Here is a 15,325-nt window from a genome sequence, read left to right on the forward strand (position 1 = left end):
GCCGTTCCGGGTGAGCTGGTCGTAGGAGCACTAACCGATGGGCGAGGGGTACGCATGACCGACACCGGCCAGATCCCGGGCGAGGGGCTGCCGGAGAGCGCAGGCACGGTGGAGCAGCCGGGCGTTCCCGAGCCCGGTGCGTACCCCTACCTCTCCGAGACCACCGCCGCCGACGAGGACCTGCTGCTGCCCGGCTCCGGCGGGGCCTGGGGCAACGAGGTCCCGCCGCCCGCGCCGGAACCGGTCATGGAGGCCCTGCACGCGCCCGGCCCCGGCGAGCCCGGCGTCCACGAGCCCGGCCCGCACGAGCTGTCCGGCCGGGACAGCGGCGCGGTCGACCTGACCGCCGTGCGCCGCCCGGTGCCCACCGCGCCGACCACCCCGATCCCGCCGATCACCCCGCGCCGGCCGCTGCACCTGGGCCCGCCGATCCCCGACGCCTCCGCCAGTCCGGTCCGCTCGCTCGCCGACCGCGGTCCCGCCGGTGCGCCGGTGCGTCACCCCGTGCCGCCCGCGTCCGGCCCCGAGTACCTCGACGCCCAGGCCGCCGGTGACCTGCCCCCGCAGGGCGCCGCACCGTGGGGCGCCCCGGCCGGCACCCCCGCCGAAACGGTTGCCCCGGCCCCGGCCGCCGCGCCGCACCCGGAGCCGGTGGGCGCGGCCCAGGCCGTCGTCGCCCGCCTGGCCACGGAGGCCATCGCCGCGACGGCCCCACAGCCGGCCGAGGAGGAGACCCCCGCGGCGCAGGCCGTGGCCGAGGCCGTCGCCGCCGCTCCCGAGCACCCGGACACGGCTGACGCGGGCGCGCCCGCGGACGTGCCGGTGACGGTGACCGAGGCGGTCGCGGGTGGCGCTGCCGGGGTGCCCGCGGACGCGGACCAGGCTCCCGCCGAGGACGCCGGTGCCGGTGTGCCCGTGGAGGAGGCGGTTGCCGCTCCGGAGGGTGCCGCCGAGGAGCCTCAGACGCCGGTGACGCCGGTGACCGGCGCGTCCGAGCCCGTGCAGACGCCTGCGGCGGAGGCCGTCGAGGCCGCCCCGGCGGGGGCCGCCAGCCCCGAGGCGGTCGAGGCCGCCGAGGTCGTCGAGTCCGTCGAGCAGGCTCCGGAGCCCGTGGCCGTCCAGCAGGCGGTTGCCGCCCCCGAGACGGTGGACCCGAAGGCCAATGACATGGCCGCGCTGCCCGAGCCGGTGCCCGGAGACGACGCGGTCCCTGCTGTCCCCACGGCCCCGGCTCCAGAGGCCGTCGCCGTGCCCGCCGAGTCCCTCGCCGTCCCGGCCCCGGAGTCCCAGGCCCTGCCCGAGCTCCAGGAGACCGAGGCCCCCGCGCAGGTGCCCGAGGCTGTCGAACTGACTCCGGTCCTGCCGGTCGCCGTGGACATCGCCGAGGAAGCACACGCCCTCGCGGAGGTCCCGGCCCCGGTCGCCGTCGTCAGCGAGCCGACGGTCGCCGAGGAGGCTCCGGCCCCTGCGGCCGCCCCCGTCGCCCCGCCCGCCGAGCCCGCCGTCGTGGAGGCTCAGCCGCCGACGCCCGAGGCCGGCACCACTCCCGAGCCCGACCAGCTCGCGCAGCCCTCGGTCACGGCACCCGAGCCCCAGGCCCAGCCCCACCCCGAGCCGCAGGCACAGGTGCAGCCGCAGGACGAGGCCTCGGACCCCACCCCGGACGTCGCGCCCCTCATCCCGGACGCACCGGCCGTCCCCGCCCCCCTGGGAGGCCCCGTGCACCTCGACCCCGCAGCCCAGGCGCAGAGCGCGCCCGGTGCTCCCGTGGCGGGCCCGCAGGTGCAGGGCGAGCAGGCGCCGGGCCGGTTCGTGCCGGTCGACGGCACGGTGCCCGGCGCCCCGCACCTCGCCGCGCCGACCCCGCCGCAGTCCCTCGTCCTGCCTGCGGAAGCCGCACCGGCCGCCGACGCCGTCCAGGCCGCCGACACCGCACCGGCCGCTGACCCCACCCAGACCGAGGAAGCACCGCACCTCGCCGCCGCCCCCGTCGTGCACGCGCAGGCCCTGCCGGAGCTGTCGGACCTGCCCCGGCCGCCCCAGGCGCCGCAGACCCCGGAAGCGCCGCAGCCCCCCACCACCCCGGACCTCACGCCCCCGTCCGCCGACCAGCCCACGGCGGTCGCGGCAGGCACCCCGGTCGCCCCCGAGGCCCCCACCGCCCCCCTCGCCGTCCCCGCCCCCCGCACCGCGGACCCCGCCCCCGCCCCGGCGGCCCCGGCCACCGCCCAGGAGCCCGACCCCGAGGTCGCCCAGAGCGCCGAGGACCTGGACACCCGGGCCGCCGAGCAGGACGAGGAGGGCGGCGCCGCGACGGAGGAGGCGGCCCGGCCCGCCGGTCCCGCCGCGCCCGGGTACGACGATGCCGAGCGCGAGGCCGTCCTGAAGGTCATGCGCGAGCGCCGGGACATCCGCAACGGCTTCCGCAGCGACCCCATCCCGCACGAGGTGCTGCTGCGCGTCCTGGAGGCCGCGCACACCGCGCCGTCCGTCGGCCACTCCCAGCCCTGGGACTTCGTCGTCATCCGGTCCGCCGAGACCCGCCGCGCGATGCACGAACTGGCGATGCGCCAGCGCGACGCGTACGCGAGGTCGCTGCCCAAGGGCCGGGCGAAGCAGTTCAAGGAACTGAAGATCGAGGCCATCCTCGAGACGCCGGTGAACATCGTGGTCACCGCCGACCCCACCCGCGGCGGCCGCCACACCCTGGGCCGGCACACCCAGCCGCAGATGGCGCCGTACTCCTCCGCGCTCGCGGTCGAGAACCTCTGGCTCGCCGCCCGCGCCGAAGGCCTGGGTGTCGGCTGGGTCAGCTTCTTCGACGAGCGCGAGATGGTGCGCGCGCTGGGGCTCCCCGAGCACCTGGAGGTCGTGGCCTACCTGTGCGTCGGGTACGTCGACGAGTTCCCGGACGAGCCCGAGCTGATGCAGGCCGGCTGGGCCAAGCGCCGCCCGCTGTCCTGGGTCGTGCACGAGGAGACGTACGGGCGGCGCGCGCTGCCCGGCGAGGACCCGCACGACCTGCTCGCCGAGACGGTCGCCGGCATCCGCCCGCTGGACGCCAAGGCGCTCGGCGAGGCGTGGGAGCGGCAGAAGCGCATGACCAAGCCGGCCGGCGCGCTCGGCATGCTGGAGATCATCTCCGCGCAGTTGTCGGGCCTGTCCCGGCAGTGCCCGCCGCCCATCCCGGAGCCCGCGGCCGTCGCGATCTTCGCGGGCGACCACGGCGTGCACGCCCAGGGCGTCACCCCCTGGCCGCAGGAGGTGACCGCCCAGATGGTGGCCAACTTCCTCGGCGGGGGAGCGGTCTGCAACGCCTTCGCGAGCCAGGTGGGCGCCGAGGTCTGCGTGGTCGACGTGGGCGTCGCGTCCGACCTGCCGGCCACCCCGGGCCTGCTGCCCCGCAAGGTCCGGGCCGGCACGTCCGACATGACCACCGGCCCCGCGATGACCCGCGAGGAGGCCAAGCAGGCCATCGAGGTGGGCATCGAGACCGCCCGCGACCTGGTGGCGGCCGGCAACAAGGCACTGCTCACCGGGGAGATGGGCATCGCCAACACCACCGCGTCGGCCGCGCTGATCTCCGTGTTCACCGGCGCCGACCCGGCCGAGGTGACGGGCCGCGGCACCGGCATCAACGACGAGACCCTGGCCCGCAAGACCGACGTCGTGCGCCGCGCCCTGGAGTTCCACCAGCCGGACCCGGCCGACCCGATCGGCGTCCTCGCGGCCGTCGGCGGCTTCGAGCACGCGGCGATCGTCGGCCTCCTGCTCGGCGGCGCCTCGCTGCGCACGCCGGTCATCCTGGACGGCGTCAGCGCCGGTGCCGCCGCCCTGGTGGCCCGTGCGATCGCCCCCGAGGTGCTGGCGGCCTGCATCGCGGGCCACCGCAGCGCCGAGCCCGGCCACGTGGCCGCGCTCAACAAGCTGGGCCTGCGCCCCCTGGTCGACCTGGACCTCCGCCTCGGCGAGGGCACCGGCGCCCTGCTCGCCCTGCCGCTGGTGCAGAGCACGGCCCGCGCGATGCACGAGGTGGCCACCTTCGACTCGGCGGGCGTCACCGAGAAGTAGCACCGCACCGCGCCGGGGTCGGCGGGGTACGCAGCCACGCGTTCCCCCCGGCCCCGCCGTACGCCGTGCGGACGGCTAAAATCCGCACGTCAGGGCCGCTCCAGCGCCGCAGCGCCCTTCCCGACCTCGCGGGGACCCCCGGCGTCCCCGTACCGTCGCCCAGGACCTTCGCAGTCGCCCGGGGCCCTGGCAGCCGCCCAGGACCCGTGCAGCCGCCCGGATGAGGAGCCGTACCCCATGGCCGAACACCCCGCCTACCCCGTAGGTCTCCGCCTCACCGGCCGTCGCGTGGTCGTCCTCGGCGGCGGTCAGGTCGCCCAGCGCCGGCTGCCGGCCCTGATCGCGGCGGGCGCCGACGTCCTGCTGGTGTCACCGGAGGCGACCCCGTCCGTCGAGGCCATGGCGGACGCCGGCGAGATCACCTGGGAGCGGCGCGCCTACACCGTGGGCGACCTCGCCGACGCCTGGTACGCCCTGATCGCCACCAGCGACCCCGACGCCAACGCCGCCGCCTCCGCCGAGGCCGAGCGGCACCGCGTCTGGTGCGTGCGCTCCGACGACGCCGACGCGGCCACCGCCTGGACCCCGGCGACCGGCCACAGCGAGGGCGTCACGGTCGCCGTCCTGACCACGAACGCGCGCGGCCGCGACCCGCGGCACACCGCCGCCGTCCGCGACGCGGTCGTGGAGGGGCTGCGCGACGGCACGCTCGTCGCCCCGCACCACCGCACCCGCACCCCCGGCGTCGCCCTGGTCGGCGGCGGCCCCGGCGACCCGGACCTGATCACCGTGCGCGGCCGCCGGCTGCTGGCCGAGGCGGACGTCGTCATCGCCGACCGGCTGGGCCCGCGCGACCTGCTCGCCGAACTCCCGCCGCACGTCGAGGTGATCGACGCCGCGAAGATCCCCTACGGCCGGTACATGGCCCAGGAGGCCATCAACAACGCCCTGATCGAGCACGCCCGGCAGGGCAGGTCCGTGGTCCGGCTCAAGGGCGGCGACCCGTACGTCTTCGGCCGGGGCATGGAGGAGCTGCAGGCGCTCGCCGAGGCCGGCATCCCGTGCACGGTGGTCCCCGGCATCTCCAGCTCCATCTCGGTCCCGGGCGCGGCCGGCATCCCCGTCACCCACCGCGGCGTCGCCCACGAGTTCACCGTGGTCAGCGGGCACGTGGCCCCCGACGACGAGCGCTCGCTGGTCGACTGGCCCGCCCTGGCGAAGCTCAACGGCACCCTGGTCGTCCTCATGGGCGTCGACAAGATCGGCCGGATCGCCGACACGCTCGTCGCGCACGGCAAGTCCCCGGACACCCCGGTCGCCCTGGTCCAGGAGGGCACCACGGCCACCCAGCGGCGCGTGGACGCCACCCTCGCCACGGTCGCCGAGACGGTCGTCGCCGAGGACGTGAAGCCGCCGGCCGTGATCGTCGTCGGCGAGGTCGTCGCCGTCGGCGCACGGACCCCCGCGTCGGGCGCGTGACCACGGGCGGCGTGGTCGTTCCCAGCCGTTTGGCACCCCATCCAGGACGAGGCAGTATCACCCCGTGGCCGAACTCATCACCGTCGAGGACCCCGACGACCCCCGCCTGCGCGACTACACCGGACTGACCGACGTCGAGCTGCGCCGCAGGCGCGAGCCCGCCGAGGGCCTGTTCATCGCGGAGGGCGAGAAGGTCATCCGGCGGGCCAAGGACGCGGGCTACGCGATGCGCTCGATGCTCCTGTCCGCCAAGTGGGTCGACGTCATGCGCGACGTCGTCGACGAACTCCCGGCGCCCGTCTACGTGGTCACCCCCGAGCTCGCCGAGCGGGTGACCGGCTACCACGTGCACCGCGGCGCCCTCGCCTCGATGCAGCGCAAGCCCCTGCCCACGGCCACCGAACTCCTGCGTGCCGCGCGCCGGGTCGTCGTCATGGAGTCCGTCAACGACCACACCAACATCGGCGCGATCTTCCGCTCGGCGGCCGCCCTCGGGATGGACGCGGTGCTGCTCTCCCCGGACTGCGCCGACCCGCTGTACCGGCGCAGCGTGAAGGTGTCGATGGGTGCCGTCTTCTCCGTGCCGTACGCCCGGCTCGACACCTGGCCCCAGGGCCTCGGCCCGCTCCGCGAGGAGGGCTTCACGCTGCTCGCCCTCACCCCGGACGAGAAGGCCGTCTCCCTGGACGAGGCGGCCCCCCACCGGATGGACCGCGTCGCGCTGATGCTGGGCGCGGAGGGCGACGGCCTGTCCGCCCGGGCCCTCGCCGCCGCCGACGCGTGGGTCCGCATCCCCATGGCGCACGGCGTCGACTCCCTCAACGTCGGCGCCGCGGCCGCGGTCGCCTTCTACGCCGTGGCGACGGGCCGCCCGACGGCCTGATCCCCTGACCCGGCCTGCACCCCGGGAACCTGCCGTACGACGTCCTGCCGTACGACGCCGTGGTGGTCGTCGCCCAGGCCGCGGGCCGGTCCCTGGCAGCCCTGGACGATGCCGATGCCGAGGGCGACCAGCAGCGTCACGACCACGAAGACGAACAGCCGCTGCCGCAGCAGCCGCGGATTGGCCGGCCGCCGCCCGGTCCCGGTGGGCCGGGGCCCCGGACGACCGGCGCCGTTGCGGGGGCCGGGCCGGCCGCCGCCACCGGGCCGGGTGCCACGCCCGGTCGGCGTGCCGCGCCCGCCGGTCGGGGTGGTGCGCCCGCCGGTCGGCGTGCCGCGTCCCGACGGGGTGGAGCGGGCGGCCGGAGCGGGCCTCGGCGTACCGGAGCGCGACCCCGGGACGGCGCCGCGCGAGCCGGTCCCGCCGCGCGGCCCGGCGCCGTTGCGGGGGGCGCTCCCGCCCCGCGACGCGGGTGCCCCGCCCCGGGACGGCGTTCCGCCACCGCCGCCCGCCGGGCGCTGCGTCCGCTGCGGGTACGTCGGTTCCGACAGCCGCCCGGTCGGCCGCTCGGCCTCCAGCGCGCGGGGCACCGGCGGACGCACGTCGCCCGCCCCGTGCGCCTCGCGCGCGGCGATCTCCTTCAGCCGCAGCGAGAGGTCCAGGGTGCTGGGCCGCTCCTCGGGGTCCTTCGCCAGACAGGCCCGCACCAGCGGCGCGAGGGCGTCGGGCACGCCGTGCAGCTGCGGCTCCTCGTGCACCACCCGGTACAGCATCACCTCGGAACTGCCGTGCCCGAAGGGCGAGTCGGCCATCGCGGCGTAGGCGAGGGTGGCGCCGAGGGAGAACACGTCCGTGGCCGGGGTGACCGCGGCCCCGCGCACCTGCTCCGGGGCGAGGAAGCCGGGGGAGCCCACGGCGGTCCCCACGTGGGTGAGCGTCGAGGCACCGGTGGCCCAGGCGATGCCGAAGTCGATGATCCGCGGCCCCTTCGGGGACAGCAGGATGTTGGACGGCTTGAGGTCCCGGTGGACGACACCGGCCTCGTGCACGGCGACCAGCCCCTCCGACAGGGCGGCGCCGATGGCGGCGACCTCGGCTGCCCCGATCGGTCCCTCGTCGGCGACCTTGTCGTGCAAGGAGGGGCCGGGCACGTACTGGGTGGCGAACCAGGGGCGGTCGGCGTCCAGGTCGGCCGCGACCAGCCGGGCCGTGCACCCGCCGCGGATCCGCCGCGCGGCCGACACCTCGCGTGCGAACCGCGACCGGAACTCCTGGTCCTCCGCGAGATCGGGCCGGATCACCTTCAGGGCGACCCGCTGTCCCTTCTTGTCGGAGCCCAGGTAGACAACGCCCATCCCGCCCGCGCCGAGCCGTCGGTGAAGCCTGAACGAGCCGACGACGCGCGGGTCCTCGCGCCTCAGGCGCATCATCGCCATGTTCATCCCCGCTGCCCGGTCCGTGTGACGTGGCACAGCTTACGTTTCCCCGGCCGCCCGCGCGCAGAGGCCGCGCCCTCTCGTCCCGACGGATTGTCAGTGCCCGGTGGGACACTTGAGGGGTGGTCAGAAGGCGGGCGAACAGGGCGCATTCGGCCTGCCCCTGACCCCAACCACCTGTCACAGAAGGGGGATTGGGCCCATGAAGGGTGACCGAGTGGAAATCGTCGTGGACGCCGGGGACACGACGCGCACGTACGAGGTGGTGGCCAGCAGGGCGGGCCGCCGGGTGGAGACGGCGGTGCGCAGGGGGGTGGTCGAAGTGAGCGAAGTCACCCGTACCGGGGTGGTCGTCCGGACGGCCCGGTTCATGGCGAACCGGGTCCTGGCCCTGGTCGAACAGCCGGTCCCGCGCGAGGACGGTTCGGAGATATCGGGCCGGACCGGGCAGCCCCTCCGGGAAGACCCCGAGACGTAGGACCTGGTCTCCACCCAGGGGAGTACACCGCCGGGGGTGGCTCATCCTCCGGGAGGCCCGGCAATCGGTACGAGGGCATGACGTCCGCCGGGTGCCGCACGCCTAGATTTGAGGTCAAGCGGCGGGTGCAGCACTCGTCCCCCGAGGTCAGACACCCGCCGCTGCCGACGACAACCGACACGGTCAGGAGAGGGACCATGGCCCAGACGGCACCGCGGACGCTGATCCGCGACCCGGGACGCACGGCGCACGCCGGCGTGCGCCCCCGCCGCCAGGGCCGTCGCCACCCGCTGGTGGCGACCCTGATGGCCCTTCCCCTAGCGGCCCTGCTCCTGCTCGTCTTCGACGGCTGGGAGACGGTGGCCACACAGGCGTCGTCCGTGGGCGTGATGCTGGGGCGCTGAGCGGCGACCCCAGGCCCGGAAGAGCGGTCCGGGCGGGGACATCCACCCATGAAACCCCGTGGGGACGGGGGTGCGGCGGACGGCAAAATGCCGGCGCAGCTGGGGAGCTGCGCCGGCATTGCTCTTCCCCGGGGCGGCCGCACGGGTCCCTCTTCCCGGGGCGACCGCCCAGGCCCCGCACCCTTCGCGCACGAGACGTCCCGGCCGTTCCGAGCCCCAGTCACCGCCGCCGTCGACCCGCGCCACGTCGTACGCTCGCCCCCATGTCGCCGCACCCGAGCCTCGCCGCACGCGTACGGCAGGCCGTCCACCCCGGCCGGGACCTGCCGGGCTGCGCCTGCGAGACGGTCGTGCTCGCCGACCGCCCCGACGCCACCGTCGTCCGGCACGGCTCCCTCGTCGGCAAGGCGCACGCCCCCGGCACCGACCCCGAGGCCCTGGCCGCCCGACTCCGCGTGGCGGCGCGCCTGCCCGGCGTCCTCCTGCCCCCGGTCGCCACGGCACCGGAGGGGCAGCCCCGCCCCCACACGCTCTGGCCCTACGGCACCCCCGTGGACCCCGGCGACCCGGACGCCGCGCCCTGGGAGGCGGCAGGCACCCTGCTCGCCCGGCTCCACCGCACCCCCGCCCCGCCCGGCCTGCCCCCGATGCGCGGCCCGGCCAAGGCCGCCGACGCGGTGCACCGGCTCCGCCGGACCGTGGGCCCCGGCCACCCGGCCACCGCTCCGATCCTCGCCGCCTGGTCCACGCTCGCCCCCTGGGCCCGCGCCGAGGCCCCCCTGCCCGCCTCCGCCCTGTGCCACGGCGACCTCCACCTCGGCCAGCTGGTCCGCCACCCCGCCCCCGACGGCCCGTGGCACCTCATCGACGTCGACGACCTCGGCACCGGCGTCCCCGCGTGGGACCTCGCCCGCCCGGCCGCCTGGTACGCCTGCGGCCTGCTCCCGCCCGACGAGTGGGCGCGGTTCCTCGGCGCCTACCGCTCCGCCGGCGGCCCTGCCGTCCCCGCGGACGGCGATCCCTGGCCCGCGTTGGACGTCCCGGCCCGCGCCCTGACCGTGCAGACCGCCGCCAGCTCCGTCGCCAAGGCCGCCGCCGAGGACCGCTCGCTGGACGAGGTCGAACAGGCCCTGGTGGACGCCTGCGCCCGGATGGGCCGGCTCCCCGGGGCACAGGCACCGAATCCGCCGACGTAGGGTGCAACCGACCGCGGCCGGGCAGAGTCTGTCCTGGCGGAACGCGAAGCAGGACCGACCGGCGAGGAGTTGAGCCGACCATGCAGTGTCCGAAGTGCCATGCGGCGATGCACACGTACAACCGCAACGGTGTCCAGATCGAGCAGTGCAGCAACTGCCGGGGAATCTTCCTGGACTACGGCGAGCTGGAGGCGCTGACCCGCCTGGAGTCCCAGTGGTCGCCGGCCGCGCCGCCGGCCCCGCCCGCCCCGCAGGCGTACCCGGCCCCGCCCGCCCCCGCCTGGGGCGCCCCGCAGCACGGCGGTCACCACGGAGGGCACTACGGCGGCCACCACCGCCACAAGAGCTTCGGCCACATGCTGTTCTCCAGCTGAGCCGGACCACGACGAAGCCCCCGGTCGCGGGACCGGGGGCTGTTCGCTGTGTGGACGATACTGGGATTGAACCAGTGACCTCTTCCGTGTCAGGGAAGCGCTCTCCCGCTGAGCTAATCGTCCTCGGGACCTCGACCCGCGGGCCAAGGGCACTGCGTGCGCGATACTGGGATTGAACCAGTGACCTCTTCCGTGTCAGGGAAGCGCTCTCCCGCTGAGCTAATCGCGCGGGTGGGAGCCGAACGGCTCCAGTGGACGATACTGGGATTGAACCAGTGACCTCTTCCGTGTCAGGGAAGCGCTCTCCCGCTGAGCTAATCGTCCTTGGAGGTGGAGACGGGATTTGAACCCGTGTAGACGGCTTTGCAGGCCGTTGCCTCGCCTCTCGGCCACTCCACCAGGAGTGCAGGGGCCCGGGAGGCCCCTCTTCCTTCGAGCGGACGACGAGGCTCGAACTCGCGACCTCAACCTTGGCAAGGTTGCGCTCTACCAACTGAGCTACGTCCGCCTGTCGGTTCGGTCCGCTCACGCGTCCCGGCGACGTGTTGAACTCTAGCGGATTCCCGGGCCAGTACAAAAACGCGTTTGCGCAGCGTGCTGCCCTGCGTTCCACCGCGGTCCAGCTCAGGGCCCCTGAGGGTCACGTCCGGGTCACCGCGCGGACACGCGGCCGGACCGCCGCGCACCCCTCATAGACTCGACACCGTGCTCGACCTGCCCGCCCTCGCCCGCTTCGGTGACCGCCTCGCCACCGGCCTCCTCGACGTCACCGACGACCCCGCCGCGCTGGACTCCGCCGGCTTCTGGGCCGTCAGCGCCGACTTCGAGGGCCGGCTGGTGTGCGCGCGCTTCGCCGACGTCCGCCACGCGCCCGTGCCCGCACCGGTGCCGGGCCGCTGGCGGGGCCCGGCGGCCGGCGACTGGACGTCCTCCCTCGACAGCGCCGCGTACCAGGAGGGCGTGCGGCGCATCCGCGCGCACATAGCGGCCGGCGAGGTCTACCAGGCCAACCTCTGCCGGGTGCTGTCCGCCCCCGTCGCCCCGGACACCGACGTCGACGCGCTCACCGCCCTGTTGGCCCGCGGCAACCCGGCGCCGTACGCGGGAACGATCCGGCTGCCCGGGCACGGCGTCGAGATCGCCACCGCCTCGCCCGAGCTGTTCCTGCGCCGGGACGGCCGCACCGTGCTGTCCGGTCCGATCAAGGGCACCGGCCGCACCGAGGCGGACCTGCTCGACAAGGACTACGCCGAGAACGTGATGATCGTCGACCTGGTCCGCAACGACATCGGCCGCGTCTGCGCCACCGGCAGCGTCACCGTGCCCGACCTGTGCGCCGTGGAGAAGCACCCCGGCCTCGTCCACCTCGTCTCCACCGTCCGCGGCGAGCTGCGCGAGGACGCCGGCTGGCCCGAGCTGCTCGCCGCGGCCTTCCCGCCCGGCTCGGTCACCGGAGCGCCCAAGTCCAGCGCCCTGCGGATCATCGACGCCCTGGAGACGGCACCGCGCGGACCGTACTGCGGCGGCATCGGCTGGGTGGACGCCGACCGGGGGACCGGCGAGCTGGCCGTCGGCATCCGCACCTTCTGGATCGACCGGCCCGCGCCGGACGTCGCGGTGCTGCGCTTCGGCACCGGCGCCGGCATCACCTGGGGGTCCGACCCCGAGGGGGAGTGGCGGGAGACCGAACTGAAGGCGTCCAGGCTCCTCGCGGTAGCGTCGGGAGCGTACGAGGTGAGTGGAGAGGGACTGCACACGTGAAGATCTGGCTGGACGGCGGGCTCCAGGACAGCGACTCCGCCCGCGTCTCCGTCTTCGACCACGGCCTGACCGTGGGCGACGGCGTCTTCGAGACGGTCAAGGCACAGGGGGGCAGGCCGTTCGCCCTCACCCGGCACCTGGACCGGCTCACCCGCTCCGCGCGGGGCCTGGGCCTGCCCGACCCGGACCTCGACGAGGTCCGCCGCGCCTGCGCCGCCGTCCTGGAGGCCGACCCGGTGCCGCTGGGCCGGCTGCGCATCACCTACACCGGCGGGTACGGCCCCCTCGGCTCCGACCGGGGCGAGCACGGCCCGACCCTGGTGGTCGCGCTCGGCGCGACCACCCGCCGCGCCGACACCACGGCCGTGGTCACCGTCCCCTGGACGCGCAACGAACGGGGCGCGGTGACGGGCCTGAAGACCACCTCGTACGCCGAGAACGTGGTCGCGCTCGCCCGCGCGCACGAGCACGGCGCCACCGAGGCACTGTTCGGCAACACCGTCGGACAGCTCTGCGAGGGCACCGGCTCCAACGTCTTCGTCGTCCTCGACGGGGAGATCCACACCCCGCCGCTGCACTCCGGCTGCCTGGCGGGCATCACGCGCGCGCTGGCCGTCGAGTGGACCGGCGCCCACGAGACCGACCTGCCGCTGGACGTCCTGGACCGCGCCGAGGAGGTCTTCCTGACCTCCACCCTGCGCGACGTGCAGGCCGTGCACCGCGTCGACGACCGCGAACTGCCCGGCGCGCCCGGCCCGGTGACGGCCAAGGCGATGCGCGTCTTCGAGGAGCGCGCGGGCGACGACCTCGACCCCTGATCTCCCGGATATGCAGCTGACCGGTGGGGCGTGCGCGGGGTAGAAATCAGCTGATGACCACGACCCTGCGGCCCACCGAGCCGCTCCAGCGAGCCGCCGACGGGGCGGTGTCACGCCACTTCCAGGTGTGCGTGAACAGCCGTCCGGTCGGCGAGATACGCCTGTCCACCCACCCGGACTTCGGTCCGGGCATCGGCCGCATCGACGAGCTGCGCATCGACGAGCCCGACCGCCGGCGCGGCCGGGGCACGGTCGCCGCCCTCGCCGCCGAGGAGGTGGCACGCGGCTGGGGCTGCCGGATGCTGGAGGTGCGCATCCCCGTGACGGCACCGGTCGCCCTGCGGCTGGCGACGACGCTCGGCTACGTCCACCGCAACCGCGGCATGGAGAAGCCCCTCGGCACGGTGGCCCCCGAACTGCCCGCCGGCAGCCGCGGCCGGCCGCTCACCGACGCCGAGTACGGACCCTGGCGCGAGCACGGCCTGCACGCCTACGCGCAGAGCTGGATCAGCCGCGGGGTGCCCGAGCAGGAGGCGAGGATCAAGGCGGAGGGGGACGACCGGCGCCTGCTGCCGCACGGGACCGCCACCGAGAACACGCTGATCAGCGTCCTCGAACACGAGGGCACCCGGGTCGGCACCCTCTGGCTGCACGTCGAGGGGGACCGGGCCTTCGTGTACGACGTGGAGGCGGACCCCGCCTTCCGCGGCCGGGGCCACGGCCGCGGCCTGATGCTGCTCGCCGAGGCCCAGTCGATCGCCGCCGGCGCACGCGTCATCGGGCTCAACGTGTTCGCGGGCAACACCCCGGCCGAGCGGCTGTACGAGTCGCTCGGCTACGAACCGGTGGGCTACTCGATGGCCAAGTCCCTGCTCTGACGCCCGCTCAGGAGGCTTTGGCCAGCAGCCGGTCGGCGATCTCCTCGACGCGCTCGCGCAGCCCTTCCTGGCTCGTGCCGCCGTCGAGGCGTTCGCCACCGATGACGTAGGTCGGGGTGCCGGTCACGCCGATCGCCTTGCCCTCGGCCTGGTCGGCGTCCACGATCAGGATGTGCCGGCCGTCGATCAGGGCGGTGTCGAACTCGTCCGCGTCCAGCCCGAGGTCCCCGGCGACCTGGACCAGGAAGGGTTCTCCCGTACGGTCCAGCTCCTCCACCCGCTCCAGGACGGCCTCGACGTAGGCCCAGCCCCTGCCCTGCTCCGCGGCCTCCTCGGCGGCCTGCGCGGCGGCGAAGGCGTGCCGGTGCTTGTCCAGCGGGAAGTGCCGCAGCCGCAGCTCCAGCCGGTCGCCGTAGCGCTCGCGCAGGGCCCGCAGGTCGGCGAGGGCGCCCCGGCAGTCCGGGCACTGCAGCTCGCACCAGACGTCGAGCACGACGGCGGGGGTGGAAGGGGTGGAAGGGGTGGCAGGGGTGGTGGCGTCGGAGGAGGTGTCGCTCATGCGGCCAGTCTTCCAGCCCGGGGCGCCGCGCCCCAATCCGCGGCGGCCCCGCCGGGGGCGGCACCTGGGGAGGAGGCGACCCGGAGATGTCCCTGATGTCCGCTCGGAGCGTGGCCCCGGGGCCGTCCGCAGGTGCACGATGGAGGGGCAGGGGCCGGTTCGGTCCCCTGCAGCGACCGTGCCCCCTGGAGGACCGGATGATTGCCGAGACCGTGTGTTCCGCCGTCGCCGCGGCCGGCCTGGGCATCGCCGCGGTCACGGCCTACCGCCGGCGTTTCCTCGCCGCGACCCGCATCGCGGCCTACGCGCTCGTCCCGCTCGGCCTGGTCCTGACCGGTGTCGTCGAGTGGCTCGCGGACACCGCCTTCAGCCCGACGGCCTGGGCCGGCTTCGCGCTGCTCGGTGTCGCCTGGGGCCTGTTCGCCCTCACCCGTGCCGTGGAGCGCCGCCGGGGCGGCACCCGCAAGGAGCGCAGGGCGGCGGCCAGGTCCGCGCGGCAGGAGGCGGTGGCCCCCGACGCCTCGGCGCCCTCGATCGGCACCGCCGCACCCCGTCCGGCCGCCCGCCCCGCGGCGGCGCCGCGCGCGACCTCCTCCGACGACTTCAGCGACATCGAGGCCATCCTCAAGAAGCACGGCATATGACCGCCGTGCGCGTCTGTGCCCCCGGCCGTCGGGTCCGCTGAAACGACACAGTCGGAACCGCAGGTGAACGGAACTGATCACTCCGCGGACGGGAGATCGAGGAAAGGTGCGCCCACCCGCTCATTCCGGGCGTGGTGATCGCGAAGAGGGTGCCCGCTGCGCCATCATCGCCGCGAGATGCTGGACACGACACAGAGCGAGGCACAGACCGACCCCACGCCGCCGGAGCACGAGCCGCGTGGATGCCTCTTCGCCCTTTCCCAGCCACCGCTGATGATCTTCCTGGCGGTGATCGGGTGTCTGCTGCTCATGGCTGCGCTGCACGACCTGCTGCTGCTGTGAGC

14 protein-coding genes and 5 tRNA genes are annotated in these 15,325 nt (G+C 75.5%); 12 read left to right on the forward strand and 7 right to left on the reverse strand.

What is annotated here, in order from left to right:
* Positions 1-54 precede the first annotated feature (54 nt).
* The 3 genes from cobT (at position 55) to AQJ30_RS19115 (ending at position 6,433) form a co-directional block, all read left to right on the forward strand.
* The gene (cobT, locus tag AQJ30_RS19105; RefSeq protein ID WP_067235388.1) at positions 55-4,071 is read left to right on the forward strand and encodes a nicotinate-nucleotide--dimethylbenzimidazole phosphoribosyltransferase; all 4,017 of its coding nucleotides are present in this window, start codon (positions 55-57) and stop codon (positions 4,069-4,071) included.
* Between the two features lie 237 nt (positions 4,072-4,308).
* Positions 4,309-5,550: a uroporphyrinogen-III C-methyltransferase gene (cobA, locus tag AQJ30_RS19110; protein WP_067235390.1), complete on the forward strand. Its 1,242-nt coding sequence runs from the start codon at positions 4,309-4,311 to the stop codon at positions 5,548-5,550.
* A gap of 64 nt (positions 5,551-5,614) precedes the next feature.
* Complete coding sequence (locus AQJ30_RS19115) at positions 5,615-6,433, forward strand: TrmH family RNA methyltransferase (RefSeq protein ID WP_067235393.1); 819 nt, start codon at positions 5,615-5,617, stop codon at positions 6,431-6,433.
* On the opposite strand, the gene AQJ30_RS19120 is transcribed toward AQJ30_RS19115, so the two are convergent.
* On the reverse strand, positions 6,400-7,875 hold the full coding sequence (locus AQJ30_RS19120) for a serine/threonine-protein kinase (protein WP_067235395.1): 1,476 nt from the start codon (positions 7,873-7,875) through the stop codon (positions 6,400-6,402). The genes AQJ30_RS19115 and AQJ30_RS19120 overlap by 34 nt on opposite strands.
* A 196-nt stretch (positions 7,876-8,071) precedes the next feature.
* Here AQJ30_RS19120 and AQJ30_RS19125 point away from each other — a divergent pair, with 196 nt between their 5' ends.
* The 4 genes from AQJ30_RS19125 (at position 8,072) to AQJ30_RS19140 (ending at position 10,321) form a co-directional block, all read left to right on the forward strand.
* Entirely contained in the window at positions 8,072-8,347 is a 276-nt protein-coding gene (locus AQJ30_RS19125) for a hypothetical protein (protein ID WP_067235398.1), read from the forward strand.
* Positions 8,348-8,544: 197 nt separating this feature from the next.
* Positions 8,545-8,751: a hypothetical protein gene (locus tag AQJ30_RS19130; RefSeq protein WP_067235401.1), complete on the forward strand. Its 207-nt coding sequence runs from the start codon at positions 8,545-8,547 to the stop codon at positions 8,749-8,751.
* A gap of 263 nt (positions 8,752-9,014) precedes the next feature.
* A complete protein-coding gene (locus AQJ30_RS19135; RefSeq protein ID WP_067235405.1) occupies positions 9,015-9,947 on the forward strand; it encodes a phosphotransferase enzyme family protein in 933 nt (310 codons plus the stop codon).
* 80 nt (positions 9,948-10,027) lie between these two features.
* A complete protein-coding gene (locus AQJ30_RS19140) occupies positions 10,028-10,321 on the forward strand; it encodes a TFIIB-type zinc ribbon-containing protein (RefSeq protein ID WP_079084145.1) in 294 nt (97 codons plus the stop codon).
* Between the two features lie 51 nt (positions 10,322-10,372).
* Here AQJ30_RS19140 and AQJ30_RS19145 read toward each other — a convergent pair.
* The 5 genes from AQJ30_RS19145 to AQJ30_RS19165 all read right to left on the reverse strand — a co-directional run bounded on the left by AQJ30_RS19145 (position 10,373) and on the right by AQJ30_RS19165 (position 10,829).
* Positions 10,373-10,444 (reverse strand) — tRNA-Val (locus AQJ30_RS19145).
* 34 nt (positions 10,445-10,478) lie between these two features.
* Positions 10,479-10,550, reverse strand: a tRNA-Val gene (locus AQJ30_RS19150).
* Between the two features lie 23 nt (positions 10,551-10,573).
* A tRNA-Val gene (locus tag AQJ30_RS19155) sits at positions 10,574-10,645 on the reverse strand.
* Position 10,646: 1 nt separating this feature from the next.
* A tRNA-Cys gene (locus AQJ30_RS19160) sits at positions 10,647-10,720 on the reverse strand.
* Positions 10,721-10,756: 36 nt separating this feature from the next.
* Positions 10,757-10,829, reverse strand: a tRNA-Gly gene (locus AQJ30_RS19165).
* 197 nt (positions 10,830-11,026) lie between these two features.
* Between AQJ30_RS19165 and AQJ30_RS19170 the strand changes: the two genes are divergently transcribed.
* The 3 genes from AQJ30_RS19170 to AQJ30_RS19180 are packed head-to-tail and all read left to right on the forward strand — an operon-like array spanning position 11,027 to position 13,778.
* Complete coding sequence (locus tag AQJ30_RS19170; protein ID WP_067235410.1) at positions 11,027-12,082, forward strand: chorismate-binding protein; 1,056 nt, start codon at positions 11,027-11,029, stop codon at positions 12,080-12,082.
* Positions 12,079-12,900: an aminotransferase class IV gene (locus AQJ30_RS19175; RefSeq protein ID WP_067235412.1), complete on the forward strand. Its 822-nt coding sequence runs from the start codon at positions 12,079-12,081 to the stop codon at positions 12,898-12,900. Before AQJ30_RS19170 ends, AQJ30_RS19175 begins: the two co-directional genes overlap by 4 nt.
* A gap of 53 nt (positions 12,901-12,953) precedes the next feature.
* Positions 12,954-13,778: a GNAT family N-acetyltransferase gene (locus tag AQJ30_RS19180; protein WP_211279024.1), complete on the forward strand. Its 825-nt coding sequence runs from the start codon at positions 12,954-12,956 to the stop codon at positions 13,776-13,778.
* A 7-nt stretch (positions 13,779-13,785) separates the two neighbouring features.
* Here AQJ30_RS19180 and AQJ30_RS19185 read toward each other — a convergent pair whose 3' ends face one another.
* Complete coding sequence (locus tag AQJ30_RS19185) at positions 13,786-14,337, reverse strand: DsbA family protein (RefSeq protein WP_067235415.1); 552 nt, start codon at positions 14,335-14,337, stop codon at positions 13,786-13,788.
* A 197-nt stretch (positions 14,338-14,534) separates the two neighbouring features.
* Between AQJ30_RS19185 and AQJ30_RS19190 the strand changes: the two genes are divergently transcribed.
* On the forward strand, positions 14,535-14,981 hold the full coding sequence (locus AQJ30_RS19190; RefSeq protein ID WP_067235418.1) for a hypothetical protein: 447 nt from the start codon (positions 14,535-14,537) through the stop codon (positions 14,979-14,981).
* Positions 14,982-15,158: 177 nt separating this feature from the next.
* Positions 15,159-15,323: a hypothetical protein gene (locus AQJ30_RS38745; RefSeq protein ID WP_168372645.1), complete on the forward strand. Its 165-nt coding sequence runs from the start codon at positions 15,159-15,161 to the stop codon at positions 15,321-15,323.
* Positions 15,324-15,325: the final 2 nt, after the last annotated feature.

The organism is Streptomyces longwoodensis (assembly GCF_001514125.1).
GTDB lineage: Bacteria > Actinomycetota > Actinomycetes > Streptomycetales > Streptomycetaceae > Streptomyces > Streptomyces longwoodensis.

Bases quoted from the DNA above. Each gene is read 5' to 3' on its own strand.
- cobT (WP_067235388.1), top strand. From the start codon at position 55: ATGACCGACACCGGCCAGATCCCGGGCGAGGGGCTGCCGGAGAGCGCA.
- cobA (WP_067235390.1), top strand. From the start codon at position 4,309: ATGGCCGAACACCCCGCCTACCCCGTAGGTCTCCGCCTCACCGGCCGT.
- AQJ30_RS19120 (WP_067235395.1), bottom strand. From the start codon at position 7,875: ATGAACATGGCGATGATGCGCCTGAGGCGCGAGGACCCGCGCGTCGTC.
- AQJ30_RS19125 (WP_067235398.1), top strand. From the start codon at position 8,072: ATGAAGGGTGACCGAGTGGAAATCGTCGTGGACGCCGGGGACACGACG.
- AQJ30_RS19130 (WP_067235401.1), top strand. From the start codon at position 8,545: ATGGCCCAGACGGCACCGCGGACGCTGATCCGCGACCCGGGACGCACG.
- AQJ30_RS19135 (WP_067235405.1), top strand. From the start codon at position 9,015: ATGTCGCCGCACCCGAGCCTCGCCGCACGCGTACGGCAGGCCGTCCAC.
- AQJ30_RS19140 (WP_079084145.1), top strand. From the start codon at position 10,028: ATGCAGTGTCCGAAGTGCCATGCGGCGATGCACACGTACAACCGCAAC.
- AQJ30_RS19180 (WP_211279024.1), top strand. From the start codon at position 12,954: ATGACCACGACCCTGCGGCCCACCGAGCCGCTCCAGCGAGCCGCCGAC.
- AQJ30_RS19185 (WP_067235415.1), bottom strand. From the start codon at position 14,337: ATGAGCGACACCTCCTCCGACGCCACCACCCCTGCCACCCCTTCCACC.
- AQJ30_RS19190 (WP_067235418.1), top strand. From the start codon at position 14,535: ATGATTGCCGAGACCGTGTGTTCCGCCGTCGCCGCGGCCGGCCTGGGC.
- AQJ30_RS38745 (WP_168372645.1), top strand. From the start codon at position 15,159: ATGCTGGACACGACACAGAGCGAGGCACAGACCGACCCCACGCCGCCG.